The sequence below is a fragment of the Paenibacillus ginsengarvi genome (genome assembly GCF_003626695.1).
In the GTDB taxonomy this organism is placed as follows: Bacteria; Bacillota; Bacilli; order Paenibacillales; family NBRC-103111; genus Paenibacillus_AB; species Paenibacillus_AB ginsengarvi.
On record NZ_RBAH01000016.1, the window covers coordinates 118,673 to 132,854 of the forward strand.

Here is a 14,182-nt window from a genome sequence, read left to right on the forward strand (position 1 = left end):
CGGAATGTGGTGTTGCCAGTAGACATAAATTCCCTCCGTTTTCCAAGTTAGAGTCCACAAAAATAATATCATATTTTGTCGATTTGTAGATTATTTTATCGAAATTTAAATAGCGCTTGTTAAAACACGAGAAGGACTAAATACCCATGAACTTACGCCTAATTTTCAGCCACTGGCCTGAAAGCAAAAAAGAGCCTTCGCCCTTTACTTTGGGCAAAGACTCTAAAGCTCCTAAACGAACCACTTGATGAACAAACCGATGCAAACGGCATTAAGCGCCAGCAGCGCCGGGATGCCGATCGTAAACGAAGCGTGCTTCGTCTTGTGCCGGAACGCTCTCATGCCGATCCACGCGCCAGCGGCGCCGCCAAGCGCCGCAATCCCGAACAGCCGCTTCTCCGGCACGCGCCGCTCACGCTTCTTCGCCATCAGCTTGTCGTACCCGAACGTGAAAAAGCCGGCCGCATTAATCGCGATCAAATAAATAACGATAGCGATCTTCATGCTTGTAGCGCCACGACCATTTCCACCTCGGTCGAGGAGCCGAGCGGCAGCGTATGGATGCCAAGCGCGGCGCGCGCATGTTTGCCGCTGTCGCCGAACACCTCCACCAACACCTCGCTGGCCGCGTTCATAATGTCCGGATGTTCGGTCACTTCCTCGGTGCAGCTGAGGTAACCCGTCACCTTCAGCACCTGTTTCACGTTCTCCAGGCCGACTGCGCGGTCGAGCGCCGTCAGGCAGTTCAGCACCGAAAACGCCGCGGAAAGCTTGCCGTCGGCAATCGATACGTTCGCGCCGATACGCCCTTTGAAGAGCAGCTCGCCGTCCGAAAACGGCACGTTACCGGATACGTAGACGATAGCTCCGTCCACTCGGACGGGCAGTACGAGCTTCGGCTCTTTTACCGCCGGCGACTCCTTGAAGCCCAGCCTTTGCTTCACTTGCTCAAATCGTTCTTTGACAGACATGGATAATTGCCTCCTTATGGTTTACGTTTATTGTACAATGCGGCCGTAATGGCCCGGCACGACCTGACCATCCTTCAGGACGAAGCGCCCGTTCACCAGCACGTGCTCGACTCCCTCCGGCGTCAGGCGCGGCTCGGCGAAGGTCGCCCGGTCCTTGATCCGGATCGGATCGAATACTGCGATATCGGCATAATAGCCTTTCGCCAGCTTGCCGCGTCGAGCGATCGAGAAACGCTCGGCCGGGAACGACGTCATTTTGCGGACCGCCTGCTCGATCGTTTGCCAGCCGTTTTCGCGCACGATTTCGCGGAAAATTTTCGGGTACGAGCCGAAGCCTCGCGGATGCGGGCTGACCCCGGCATAGATGCCGTCCGTGCTGACCATATGGAGCGGATGCTTGAACGTAGGCTCCAGATACGGATGTCTTTCTGGCGGCCAGTGGAAAATCATAAGCGACGGATAGTCGGTATGCACGATCAGATCGCAGATGAGATCGGTGAGATCGATGCCAAGCTCGTCGCGCACTTCGCCGATCAGCTTTCCTTCCCAGCCGCGGATATCGCGAATCCAACCGGGCACAGGTCCCAGCGTGCCGCCAGCGTATTCGGCCTCCGGCCGGGGCTTGCCGACCGAAGCGAAGCGGACGCGGTCCTGTGGGAACGCCAGCTCCACCTGAGCGGCAATCGACCTGCGGAAGCCGGCGCCGGCAAGCCGCTCGCGCACCTGCACCGGAGTTCCCGCCTGGGCTTCCGGAGGCAAGCCGAGCAGCAAATGCGTACTGCCCGCCGGGTACGGATACATGTCGAACGTGACATCGGCGCCCTCGGCTGCACCCTTCTCGAGCTGCGCCGCCGCGGCCGGATCGATCGCCAGATGGGAGATATGTACCGGGATGCCGGCCCCGGTGCCGATGGCGAACGTTTCTTTGCAACCGATATGAATGTTGTCTCCGTAGCCCCGCTGGTGAGCGACGTAGATGCCGCCGTATTCCGCCGTTACGCGGGACAGCGCCACAAGCTCGCGCAGATCGGCCCGGCGCATCGGCTCGTACTCAAGTCCGGTCGCAAACGCCTTCGCCCCGCGCTCCATCCACTCCCGCGTCAGCCGCGCCATCTCTGCGATCTCGTCGTCGGTGGCGGTACGCGTCTCCCAATTCAGCACTGCCTGGCGAACCGAGCCGTGCGGCACTTGCAACACGATATTAGCCGGAATGCTGCCCGTAAACAGCCGGAGCAGATCGTCCACCGACATGGGGCGCGAGGGATCGATGCAGTCGTCCTCGTAAAACGTTCGCAAGTAATCTTTCATTTCGGTCAACTGCTCGGCCGAAAGCGGCGCCCACGAGAAGCCGTCGGGCGACGCAAGCTGTGTCGTAACTCCCATCCGGATCGGAGCGTATTGATCCGGCCCGCCCAGCAGGGCAAGCTCCGAATGGACGTGCACATCGATAAAGCCGGGACAAACGATCAAGCCTTCGGCATCGACGATTTCAGCGGCCTCCGCCCCTTCAAGCGAGCCGATGGCGGCGATCTCGTCGCCGGTAATCCCGATATCCGCCTTGAACCGCGCCGCTCCCGTTCCGTCGACGATCCAGCCGTTTTTGATCAGACGGTCAAATGTCATATCGACCAGGCCTCCTTAGCCTATATGCTCCCGATTAACGGTTTTTGCCCCGGCCCAGAACCGGAATAACCGTTTCCAGCTCGCCGCCGCGGAATCCGAACAGCTCGTCCGCCAAGTTGATCGACGGACAAATATGGTTCGGAATAATCTGCAGCACGTCGCCTACGCGAAGATCGGAATGACCGGTTACGTCGATCGTCCCGTGCTCCTCCGACAGCGCGCGCAGCGTAAGGTTCGGATGGCCGATCACATGCCCGTGCCCGCCGTGCTTGAATACGTCCGCCGCGAACGTTTTGCTGCCCGCGTCGATAATGATCCGCTCCGGCGTCGGGCGGGCGACGACCGTCGCATAAACGGTAACGGCGCAGTCCTCCACTTCGGCCCCTCCGGCCGCCATGACGAACCGGTCATTAAACGCGTACATGCCCGGACGCATCTCGGTCGCGTGCGGAATGTCGCAGATGAACCTTGCCGTCGCGCTCGCGCCGACGCTGATCTCCGGCACGTGCAGGCCGCGCTTGTCCAGATACGTCCGCGTTTCGTTCATCAACTCCGCGTCTTCGATCGCGATCGCCTTCACTTCCTCCGCCGTCGGCTTCGCATAGGCGTGTCCGGTGTGGCTCATCAGCCCGCGCACCTCCAGATACGGAAGCTTCGCGATTTCGAGAATCGGTTCGACGCTTTCCTGAACGCCTCTGCCCATCCGGTGCAGTCCCGTATCGACATCGACATAAACCGGAATGCGACGTTTATGGGCTTCTCCGACGTCGTTGATTCCTTTGGCGACGATCGGGTCGTCCAGCCCGACAGTCAGCTTCGCGCGCCCGAGCAGGTCGCTGAACCGCTTCAGCTTGTTACGGCCTACGATCGGGAAGGCGATCAGAATGTCGTCGATGCCGTGATCGGCCATGACCTCGGCTTCGCCCAGCTTGGCCACCGTAATGCCGGTGGCGCCGTATTCCAGCTGTTTTTTGGCGATGTACGGGCTTTTGTGCGTTTTCGTATGGGGACGGAGCTTCACGCCCGCCTGCCGCGCGAGATCGGCCATCCGCTTCAGGTTGCGCTCCAGCACATCCAGATCGACGGCCAGAAAAGGGGTATCCGTCAGCAGCTCGAAATCTTGGTTGATCGTCATGAATCAAGTGCTCCCTTCATAGTAACATCACAGTCAGATAATAGACCAGCCCGAATCGACGAGCATGGACGTTCCCGTAACAAATCCCGATTCGTCGCCCGCCAGAAAAACAGCCGCCGAGGCGATATCGTCCGGCGTGCCGTACCGTCCGGCCAGCGTCTTGCTCATGCGCAGCTGCCGCAGCTCCTCCGTGTCGTCTGCGCGGGTAGAGGGCGTGTCGATAATGCCCGGACATATCGCGTTGCAGCGTATGCCGTCTGCGGCAAAATCAACGGCGATCGATTTGCACAACTGCACGATGCCGGCTTTGGCCGTCATATAGGAAGCATTGTCGCGGAAGGCGACGATCGCCCCGACCGAAGACGTATGCACGATCGAGCCGCCGCCCGCTTTGCGCAAAAGCGGGATGGCATGCTTCGAGCACAGAAATGGAGCGGTCAACGTAACCGCCATACAGCGGTTCCATTCCTCAAGCGTCGTGAACTCGGCGTTTTTGGCGGCGGCCCAATACGCATTCGTGCTAAGGATGTGCATGCGGCCATGCCGCTTCTCGACCTGACGGAACAGCTCTGCAATCTCGCTTTCGCTGGATACGTCCGTTCCGTATGCTTCACAGGAGCCTCCGGCTGCGGCAATATCCCGTCCGACCGCATGCGCCGCTTCCTCGTTCAAGTCGGCCAGCACGACGAACGCGCCTTCTTCGGCAAACCGCCTGGCGATGCCGGCCCCGATCCCCGAGCCCGCACCGGTCACAACACTTATTTTATTCGCTAGTCTGTTCCCCACTACCTTCGTCACCGCTTCCTCGTTGTAAATTTTTTGCCGCGATTAACGTCTCAATCGCGCTTTACGGGGCCGAACGTCAGCGGGTCGGCCCAATCGTCACGCTCCGCTTCTCCCGCACCGCGCGAGTCGGCTGCCCGAGCCTGAATTGATTTGGCATAGTCGGATGGCGTCATCCCCGCATACTTTTTGAACGCCTTGGAAAAATGGTGAATGCTGCTGTACCCGAGCAAACGCGAAATTTCCGTGAAATTATGCTGCTCCTCGCGCACAAGCAGCTTCGCCTGTTCGACCTTCAGCCGTTTGAAATATTCCATAAGCGGATAGCCGGTTCGCCGCTTGAAGAGCCGGGTTATATGCGTCTTGCCGACTCCGAACGATTCACATACTGCGTCCAGCGACAAATCCTGGTTTAGCCGATCGCGCAAAAAGGCCGTCACGCTGCGGACGAGATCGCGCTCCCGCTTCTCCTTCGGCACGAAAGGCAGTTTCTCGCCCGGCTCCTGCCCGCCGTGCGCCCGCCGGATCAAACGGATGAGTAAAATTTCCAAATAATTTTGCAGCAGCTGCTCGCTGCCCTCGGGCGCATCCGGCTGACGCACGATCGTATGCACATCCGGCTGATTGTAAGGCGGCGCGAATGCCTGAAAGCCTTCCTTGACGATTTGCGCCAGCAGTCCGCGCTCGCTCTCGTTCAGCCGGATCAGCCGGTTCGCCAAATGGTCCAGGACGGGCGAATCCGATTCGAAGGCGATGTCGAACAAGTTCGATGCGGATACCCGGTTCGCGGACAGACGATGGTAAGCGTTCGGCTTGTACAGCATGACGTCGCCTTGCTTCAGCTCGTACGGGACTTCCTCCACATGGACGATCACCTCGCCCTTGTCCACGTAGAACAGCTCCCAGAAATCGTGCTTCTCGCCGTGAAACACATAGTCCTTCGTAAACTCGAAATAATGAAACGCATGCAGCAAATCGACATGAATATAATTGCGGAGCCGAATACCCGCGTAGCTCATCGCCCGCCTCCTTCCCGGACCGCAGGATCGTTTTCATCATCCCGTGGCCGTCTTTTCCCCATTATACATGCCTCCTCCCCCCCGTTGTCGCGGTTTTGGCGATAAAGAACAAAAAAAGTGCGATTTCGGATAAAGAAGATCGCATCCCCCTCCCTTTATAATGCATGTAGAGTACATCTAATCTGTCGCACCTCACACCGTGCGACCGGGAGGAATCGGTATGGGACCGAAAGAAAGCTTAAAAGTCGGCATCGTCGGCGCGGCGGGCAGACCGAGAATATTCGCGCAAGCTTTGGCGGATCATCCGCGCGCCGCCGTCGCAGCCATATGCGACGTTACGGAAGAACGGCTGCAGCAGGCGGCCACCTACTTCGGATCATGTCCGGCCTTCCTCTCCTTCGAATCGATGCTGGAGGAAACGGAGCTGGACGCGGTTATCATCGGTACGCCGATGCAGTTCCACGTGGAGCAGTCGCTGCTTGCGCTGGAGCATGATCTGCACGTCATCAGCGAAGTGCCCGCCGGCATTTCCCTGGAAGAATGCCGTCAGCTAACCGCTGCGGCAGCCCGCTCCAAAGGCCAATATATAATGGCGGAAAACTGCAACTACATGAAACCGCATATGATGATTGCGAATATGGCGCGAAGCGGCTTGTTCGGCGAGCTGTATTACGCGGAAGGCGAATATTTGCACGAGGTCAAGGAGCTGAACGAGAGGACGCCCTGGCGCCGGCAGTGGCAGACCGGGATTAACGGAATCACATACGGCACGCACAGCATCGGACCGATTCTGGACTGGATGGACGGGGACCGGATTGCGAAAGTAAGCTGTATCGGCAGCGGCCATCATTACACGGACAGCTTGAACCGGCCGTACGCCATCGAGGACACCTGCGTCATGACGGCCAAAACGGAGCGGGGTCGCTTGATCAAAATCCGGCTGGACATGCTGTCCGAACGCCCGGGAGCGCTCAACTACGAACTGCAGGGGACGCGCGGCTGCTACGAAAGCATCCGCTACGAGCTGCTCGGCGGCGGCAAAGTGTATCTGAAGCGCGAAGGGGAGCAGAAGCACGAATGGACGGATTTGTCCGTTGCGGGCAAGGAATATATTCCGGATATTTGGCACCGTCTTCCGGAGTCGATGCTTGGCTCAAGCGGCCACGGCGGCAGCGACTACGTGATGATGACCGACTTCCTGAACGCCTTGACCGAGAACAAGCCTTCGCCGATCTCGATTCACAAGGCGCTGGACATGACGCTTCCCGGGCTGATCAGCCAGCTGTCGATCGAGCGCGGCGGCGAATGGCTGAACGTACCGGACTCGCGGGCTTGGATTTGAACGGCCTTGAACCGGGAAACAGACATACGGAGCTGACTTTTTAACGCAGCAACAGGCGAGAAATGAAACGCCTCCGGACCGCTCTTTACGAGCGACCGGAGGCATTTTCTGTGCCTTTTTTGTCGGATATAGCCCGAATCCTTCGAACAGCTTCAATCCAGAAGCTCTTCAGTTTATCCAATAACGGTAGACAGCGACAGACACCCCGAAAAGCGCCACGCCCCAAATCGCTATAATCATGCTGGCAGCAAGCCAGTTTTTCGGTTTCCCCTGCTTCGCCCGTTCCTCCGCCAGCTCCGCACAGTCCCGAACTACGGCGGCCGGAAGCAGCTTCAGAGCAGCCGCAACACCTAGAGGAACCAGAATCACATCGTCCAAGTAGCCAAGCACGGGAATAAAGTCCGGTATTAAATCGATCGGGCTGAAAGCGTATGCGACAACGCAAACGGCAAACCACTTGGCGTACCATGGGGTCCGCTTGTCCTTATACGCAAAATAAAGAACAAACAATTGTTTTTTTAGTTGTTTGGCCCATTTCTTAAGCTTCTCCAGCATACTCGTCCCCCTTGACGAATGCTTCCCCCGGCCTGCAAGTAAACAAGTCCCGAACGGGTTAAGGCTTTAATGTAACTTCCGCTACCCGGACTACGTAGTTCACTCCGTAGGGAAAACCCGTCGCCTTGAAGCGGAACGTCCCGGCTGCCGTTTCCTGCGTAAATTCCAGCTCCTCGCCGTTATCCAGCCAGCGCACGGATTCCACCTCGCGCCGCAGTCCGGTAAACGTCTTCTCGCCCGGCCCGCCGCCTTCGACCGTGACGGCGGCATGTCCACTTATTTTGAGATGATGGATGAAGAGGTACAGCTTCCCATCCGTCGTCTCCAGCGCAAAATTGCTGCCTTCCCCTTCCGCCTCGGCCGGTTTGCCTTCATAGATCGGCTTCCCGTTGACGGCGAACCATTGTCCGAGCGTCTCCAGCATCGCCTGCTGAAGCGTTAGGATACGGCCTTCGGCTGTCGGGCCGACATTGAGCAGGTAGTTCGCTCCCGCTTTTCTGCACGCGCATAAGCTTTCGATCAGATGGGGAACGGATTTGTACATGAAATCGCCTGCGCCGATCCCCCAGTGATCGTTTATCGTTTCGCACATTTCGGCCGCCACGTATTTGCTCATGCCGCTCCGGTCCATCGGCTTCGGCCGCCCTTGCTCGAAGGTGACGCTATCGATCTCGGGGTGACCCAGCTCGCCCCGGTGCGACAGTCCGGTATTGTTAATAATAAGCGCCTCCGGCTGATGCCTGCGGATCATGCCGTACAGCTCGTTCAGCTTCCAGTCCGCGTCCGGCCGGCTCCAATTGCCGTCGAACCAGAGTCCGCCGATAGGCCCGTACTGCGTGCACAAAATTTCCACGGAGCGGTACAAATAGTCCAGGTAAGCGTCGAAATCGCGCTCGAAGGAAGGCTCGTACCAATCCAGTGTCGTATGATACAGCACCGGCAGCAGCCCCTCTTCCCGGCACGCCGCAATCAGATCGGCTACAAAGTCGCGCTTCGCCGGACTGTGCATGGAGTCATAGCGGTTCAGCCCGCGCGTATCGTAGAGGGAGAAGCCGTCATGGTGACGGGTCGTAAACGTGATGTAGTTCATGCCCGCCCTTTTGGCGATGCCGGCAATCTCGCGGGCGTCGAAATGCTCGGCCGTGAACGTATCCATCAATCGGGTGTACTCGCCCTGGGGGATGCTGCCGATCTTCTGAATCCATTCTCCTTTCCCGAGCTGCGAATACAGCCCCCAGTGAATGAACATGCCGAAGCCGAGACGCTCGAAACGGGCGATCCGGGGCTGCGGGACAGGGACGTTTTGTTCCATGCTCTCTCATTCCTTCCTATCGGATATGGACAACTTGTCTATCGTATCTACTCTACTATATGAAATGCGCTTCGAACGCGCAAATGCTAAAATGGGAATAAAACAAGAGCTGCCCCGCGGTGAGCGAGCAGCTTCGACAAGCCCAAGAAGGCGAGGTGCCGGCATGAGTACCGTTTTTCCGCGATCGCAAATATTGAATGCCTTTCCTTGCTTGCGCGCGGTTACTTCCAAGCAGTGGCTCGAGGCCAATCCCGCAATCCGCAAGTTTCCGGCAAAATCATGCATCTTTCAGCGGGAGGATGCTGCTGCGTACGGGATGTTTCTGCTGAGCGGCACCGCCCGCATCAACCGCATCGCAGAGGATGGCAGCGAAGCCTTCATAAGCGCGATCTCCCCGGGCGAGGTGTGCGCCCTGCTCGTTTTAAGCGGCCTCAGCGGCCGCGATTACCCGGGTACGATTACTGCCGAATCGGATGTCGAGGCGTTGTTCGTGGACAAATCAAGCTTCCTCGGCTGGCTGCAAACACATGAGGCTATTCGAGGCGCGGTGTTCGGAGGGCTGCTGGACGGCATTTTACGCCTGAGCGAGCGGACCGGCGGGCGTCGTCTGCCGTCGCTGGACGCACGGCTCGCCGAGGCGCTGCTGCGAACGACCTCTAAGCAAAAGCCGCGGCTCGAAGCGACCCATCACGAGCTGGCCGTCGAGATCGGCTCTTCCCGCGAAGTCGTCAGCCGTGCGCTGCTTCGCTACCGCCAGAAGGGATGGATCGAGACGGGCCGCGGCTGGTGCCGGATCGTCCGGCGTCAGGATCTGGAATCGCTGCTTGGTGACCAGGTCACAGAAGCGATCCATACCTCCGGATAAAATGGGATTGCAACCCATTATCCGAACATGTGGAGGTAACTATGGTTCTTCATCTTCAGCCGGGCATACCCGCCCCGGCATTTACAGCGGCCGACATCCACGGTCATCCGGTAACGCTCGAGAGCTACCGGGGACGGAAAGTGCTGCTCTCCTTTTTCCGCTTCTCGGCTTGCGCCTTGTGCAATTTGCGTGTTCGGCATTATATAGGCCGCTATCCCGAGTGGCAGCAGCAAGGCCTTGACATTATCGCCGTGTTCGAATCGCCCCTAGCGAACATGAGGAGTTATGTAGGCGCTCAGAACGCTCCCTTCCCGCTTATTGCCGATCCGAAGGCTTCCTTGTACGAACTGTACGGAACGGAAACTTCCGAAGAAAAAGTAAAAGCGACACTCGCGGACGCCGGTACGAAAGCGGCGATCGCCGAAGCGGCCGCCGCCGGCTTCGAGCTGACGCCGGAGGAAGGCTCCAATTTTCACCGGATACCGGCTGAATTTTTAATCGACGAGAACGGCATTTTGCAAGTTGTACATTACGGCCGGCTTGTTACCGACCATTTGGAGCTCGCGGCGATCGACCGTTTCGCAGAGGAGCGGCCTCGCTGACAAGCATCCGCAAAAGCCGGAAGAAAAGTGACGTCCCCTTAAACCGCTGAGAAGCTAATGACTCCTGCCAGAGAATGATTATTCCCTGGTAGGAGTCAGTTTGTTTTTGGCGCCAGGATTCGGAGAGGATGGGTAGAGCAGCATGAAAAAGATTGGTTTGCTTTTAGCCGGGTTCGGCATACGAACCGTTTGTAATTACATTTCTCAAATGGATCATTCGGCAGCAGAACTGATTTACTTACACAAGTAGGAGACCTGCACTCCGGTGCAGAATGTTCAACAATAATGACCGTTCACTTAGGAGGCGGCGGCAGAGGATTACGGAAATTATATATAAATGTTTGTCATCCATAATGAAAAAAGGTGGTAGCTATAAGCGCGTATGTCAGGATTCATTGGTTGCACTTCCAGTTGCTCAACAATCAGTTCCCCAATGCCAAGAAACTGGCAGTTCACTTTGAAATCTCCCATAGACAGGCTCAGCGAGATCTTGAATATATGAGAGATTCGCTTGGTGCCCCTATCGAGTATTTATTTGCGAAAAAAGGCTACCGGTATAAGGAATCGTTTATTCTTCCTACCTATTTCATCGATAAAAGCGACCAAGTCATATTGGAGGATCTATCCGAATACTATGAAGGTTTGTTTGAAATGGGCCTCAAACATTATGAAGGCTTCTCCGATCTCCTTAAAAGATTGAGCGGTCAAGAAGCCATAAAGCCGGAGCAAGTGATTCATTTGCCAGTAGCGCCTTTTGTTGCAACCATTGAATTTCTGGAGGGACGTTCGAACTTCAGATTGATTCAAAGGTTTTGTATAAAAGAACTTTCTGAAAATCGAAAGATTTTTGAGTTTACCAATAGTGAGTTATTTATTGGCTTACTATTGTCATGCGGTACTGGGTTTCGCGTTGAGTCGCCAGCTTGGTTGCGAGAACGTGTTGTTCAAATTTCCGAAAAGGTGATTCATTCCAACCGATTTTAGTTTTTACTATGACACGCTATGTCGTAGTAAATATTTTATACTGTAATCACGGTTCCGGAGCCGATCCAACAAGTAAGGGGATAAGAAGATGAACAGGAAGGAAACGCTGAACATTACAATTGCCGGAACATGGAGCACCTATGCAGGATCTATGATGAGTATTTTGAACAACTGCGGTATGTGGGATTCTGACCGAAGTTTAGCTGATTTTATGGGAATGACCGGAATAGCATTCCAATTCATAGTGCATAAAGCATGTGCGTCCAGTTCAGTTACGGCGTACGATTGGGAAAGCGATCATCCATCCTTTTTAAAGCGAATTGGTGTTAAAACAGATTTTTGCTTTTCTGTACCCAGTCAAAGTGACTATCAGAACGTTTGCAAAATTGCCGAAAAAGAAATCAAAGATTCCATACATGCTGGCAGAGGCGTTGTTTTATGGGGCATTGATACCGGTGAATTTGGGATTGTTAGCGGGTATGATGACGATGAAAAAATTTTTTACGTATCCGGTATCGGATCGAGTGATGGAGTTACAAGCAGCCCGATTCTATACTCAAATTTAGGAAGAACGTTCCAACCGGCCCCCATCATGTATTGCCACTATCCAATAAGCTACGAACCCCGCAAAGAACATGATATTTTTGCGGACTCCTTAACGTTCTATGTTCGATATATGAGAGAATCAAACATCCGCGGCGACTTCGATCAGGGCTTAGCAGCTTACGACTATTGGATTCATGCGATGAATACGGATTTTCAGCCGTTCGGACTACGATATATTACAGGTGTATATACGGAAAGAAAGATACTGACTTACCAATATTTCGAAGGTCATAATAAGTATCTTAGTCCAGATTTTATTGAAATCTGGGATAACATTCAAGTAATCTTCAGAAAAATACATTTCGACATACTTGAGCAAAACTTTAATGGATGGAATCATTTGCATAAATCGGTTTCTAAAACTCAGGCAAAAGCTGTACAAAATTTACTTTCTCAGGCGAAAATACTGGAGGAACGAGCCCTTCAATTAGCAATATAAGAAACAAAGGCAGCCGTTCAAACGAACAGCTGCCTCTGTCTCCTTACTAGGTTATTGCTTCACGCATCAAGCGTTCGCGAACTGCACCTCCCGCTGAAGCGGCAACGTCACCTCCACGATCGTGCCGGCCCCTTCCGCCTTGCTGTACCGGATCGTGCCCTTGTGTTCGGAAATGATTTTGAAGCTTACCATCAGACCGAGTCCGGTCCCTTTTTCCCTCGTATCGTAAAACGGCTCTCCGAGCTTCGCCATCAGCTCTTCGGATATGCCGGCCCCCTCGTCCTCAATGCGGATCAGCACCTCCCGATCCCCCTTTCGGCTCGTCTCCAGCCGGACCGTTCCGGGGACGGACATCGAAGCGATCGCGTTCTGCAGCAGGTTGACGAACACCTGCTTCAGCTGGTTCTCGTCGCAATCGATTTCTCCGATAAGCGGATCGAAGCTCGTTTCCATAACGATATTGTTCATATTGGCTTGCGGCTGCACCAGCGTCAAGACGTGACTGATCAATTCCTTCAAGCGAACGCGTTTGTACTTATCGGGCTGATGCTGCGCCAAAAGTAAAAACTCGGTAATGATCGTATCGATCTGCCCGATCTCCTCGTCGATCACCTCGTACACATCGTCCCGGCCGAGACCTCGCCGCACGAGCTGCATGAAACCTTTGATCGTCGTAAGCGGATTGCGGATTTCGTGCGCTACGCCGGCGGCCAGCTGTCCGGCCATATGAAGCTTGTCCGATAAGCGGATCATCTGCTCGTTCAGCTTCTGCTCGGTCATATTTTTGGCGATCACCATCGCTGCCGCCACCCGTTTGCCATGAATGACTGGAATGGCGGTAACGCCTACGTGGATCGGAAGGCCTTGCTTATGAACCAGCAGCAGCTCGAGCGAATGCGGAACGCCCCGTTTCACCTGTTCGAACCATCCTTTCGACTCTCCGCTGTATTGATACGGGAGCAGCGAGTAGACGCCCATGTGCAGCAGCTCGTCTTTCGAATAGCCTGTAATCCGCTCGGCGGCGTCGTTGACTTGAATAATCCATCCTTCCAGGTCGATTGTGCATACAAGATCGGGGTTGCCGTTGTATAACGCTTCGAACTGAAGCTTTCGCAAATTCGCCGATTCCATCGCCAGCTTGCGGTCGATATACGCTCCGAGCAGCAAACAGCCGATCATCAGGAGCATGGCGGCTCCGAGGCCGTACGACAACGCATTCGGCTCCACGGTCCACTCCGCCCATTTCCAGCTATGCCGCGGTACAACTTGCGGCGCCTGCAAAGAAACCGGCACGTAACGAACAGCCGCCATGCCGACATAATGCATGCCCGATACAGCGATACCCAGCATGAGAGCGCCAGGCCATTTATCCGTATGATCGCGCTCAAGCATGGAAGATTTTTGCATACGGAACGTAAGATAAAGCGCTTGGTAGGAAACAAAGACGGCGATCACGATCGAGAGCAGGAACGGGAACAGCTGGTACCGGATGGCGTAATCGCTCTGGATCGCGGCCATTCCCGCGTAATGCATAACGGATATGCCTCCGCCCATACAGACGCCGGCGGCAATGAAGCGGCTGGAGCTCAAGAAGTTCCGGCATACGAGAAAAAAAGCCGAATAGGAAGTGCTGATGGCAATGAGCAGCGAGATCAAGGTCCATATCAAGTTGTAGGTTGCCGGAAAAGGCAGCCGCATCGCCAAAATTCCGATAAAATGCATCGACCATATGCCGAGCCCCATCGAAACGGCGCTGCACGATATCCAAAGATGACGCCGGAGGCCTCGGTTCAGATGACGCGCCCGGCTTGTCATATCGAGTGATGTATAGGACGCCATAACAGCCACCGCTACGGATAAAATCACAAGTGAAACATGATAGCTTCCACCTGCATGTTCCATTATATCCCTCCAGTGCTATAGCTTTACAAGGCAGCGGCGAAGAC

14 protein-coding genes are annotated in these 14,182 nt (G+C 55.4%); 5 read left to right on the top strand and 9 right to left on the bottom strand.

Annotated elements, in window-relative coordinates; all coding sequences use genetic code 11:
* Window positions 1-231: 231 nt before the first annotated feature.
* The 6 genes from D7M11_RS21140 to D7M11_RS21165 are packed head-to-tail and all read right to left on the bottom strand — an operon-like array spanning window position 232 to window position 5,531.
* Window positions 232-504 (bottom strand): DUF1294 domain-containing protein, encoded by a 273-nt coding sequence (locus tag D7M11_RS21140; RefSeq protein WP_120749246.1) that lies wholly within the window; start codon window positions 502-504, stop codon window positions 232-234.
* The gene (locus D7M11_RS21145; protein WP_120749247.1) at window positions 501-971 is read right to left on the bottom strand and encodes a RidA family protein; all 471 of its coding nucleotides are present in this window, start codon (window positions 969-971) and stop codon (window positions 501-503) included. The genes D7M11_RS21140 and D7M11_RS21145 overlap by 4 nt, the downstream gene beginning before the upstream one ends.
* 27 nt (window positions 972-998) lie before the next feature.
* Window positions 999-2,594: an N-acyl-D-amino-acid deacylase family protein gene (locus D7M11_RS21150; RefSeq protein ID WP_120749248.1), complete on the bottom strand. Its 1,596-nt coding sequence runs from the start codon at window positions 2,592-2,594 to the stop codon at window positions 999-1,001.
* A gap of 34 nt (window positions 2,595-2,628) precedes the next feature.
* Entirely contained in the window at window positions 2,629-3,729 is a 1,101-nt protein-coding gene (locus D7M11_RS21155) for an alanine racemase (protein WP_120749249.1), read from the bottom strand.
* A gap of 33 nt (window positions 3,730-3,762) precedes the next feature.
* Entirely contained in the window at window positions 3,763-4,515 is a 753-nt protein-coding gene (locus tag D7M11_RS21160) for an SDR family NAD(P)-dependent oxidoreductase (RefSeq protein ID WP_205127097.1), read from the bottom strand.
* A gap of 50 nt (window positions 4,516-4,565) precedes the next feature.
* Entirely contained in the window at window positions 4,566-5,531 is a 966-nt protein-coding gene (locus D7M11_RS21165) for an AraC family transcriptional regulator (RefSeq protein ID WP_120749251.1), read from the bottom strand.
* Between the two features lie 220 nt (window positions 5,532-5,751).
* Between D7M11_RS21165 and D7M11_RS21170 the strand changes: the two genes are divergently transcribed.
* The gene (locus D7M11_RS21170; protein WP_120749252.1) at window positions 5,752-6,873 is read left to right on the top strand and encodes a Gfo/Idh/MocA family protein; all 1,122 of its coding nucleotides are present in this window, start codon (window positions 5,752-5,754) and stop codon (window positions 6,871-6,873) included.
* A gap of 168 nt (window positions 6,874-7,041) precedes the next feature.
* On the opposite strand, the gene D7M11_RS21175 is transcribed toward D7M11_RS21170, so the two are convergent.
* Both D7M11_RS21175 and D7M11_RS21180 read right to left on the bottom strand, forming a co-directional pair.
* Window positions 7,042-7,428 (bottom strand): YkvA family protein, encoded by a 387-nt coding sequence (locus D7M11_RS21175; protein ID WP_120749253.1) that lies wholly within the window; start codon window positions 7,426-7,428, stop codon window positions 7,042-7,044.
* Between the two features lie 58 nt (window positions 7,429-7,486).
* On the bottom strand, window positions 7,487-8,740 hold the full coding sequence (locus D7M11_RS21180) for an alpha-L-fucosidase (protein WP_120749254.1): 1,254 nt from the start codon (window positions 8,738-8,740) through the stop codon (window positions 7,487-7,489).
* Window positions 8,741-8,903: 163 nt separating this feature from the next.
* On the opposite strand from D7M11_RS21180, the gene D7M11_RS21185 reads away from it, so the two are divergent.
* The 4 genes from D7M11_RS21185 to D7M11_RS21200 all read left to right on the top strand — a co-directional run bounded on the left by D7M11_RS21185 (window position 8,904) and on the right by D7M11_RS21200 (window position 12,236).
* A complete protein-coding gene (locus D7M11_RS21185) occupies window positions 8,904-9,605 on the top strand; it encodes a Crp/Fnr family transcriptional regulator (RefSeq protein WP_158606764.1) in 702 nt (233 codons plus the stop codon).
* A 29-nt stretch (window positions 9,606-9,634) separates the two neighbouring features.
* Entirely contained in the window at window positions 9,635-10,207 is a 573-nt protein-coding gene (locus tag D7M11_RS21190) for a peroxiredoxin family protein (protein ID WP_193556249.1), read from the top strand.
* 411 nt (window positions 10,208-10,618) lie between these two features.
* A complete protein-coding gene (locus tag D7M11_RS21195) occupies window positions 10,619-11,191 on the top strand; it encodes a WYL domain-containing protein (RefSeq protein ID WP_205127098.1) in 573 nt (190 codons plus the stop codon).
* Window positions 11,192-11,279: 88 nt separating this feature from the next.
* Window positions 11,280-12,236 (top strand): hypothetical protein, encoded by a 957-nt coding sequence (locus D7M11_RS21200; RefSeq protein ID WP_120749258.1) that lies wholly within the window; start codon window positions 11,280-11,282, stop codon window positions 12,234-12,236.
* 66 nt (window positions 12,237-12,302) lie between these two features.
* On the opposite strand, the gene D7M11_RS21205 is transcribed toward D7M11_RS21200, so the two are convergent.
* Complete coding sequence (locus D7M11_RS21205) at window positions 12,303-14,138, bottom strand: MHYT domain-containing protein (RefSeq protein ID WP_120749259.1); 1,836 nt, start codon at window positions 14,136-14,138, stop codon at window positions 12,303-12,305.
* Window positions 14,139-14,182 lie beyond the last annotated feature (44 nt).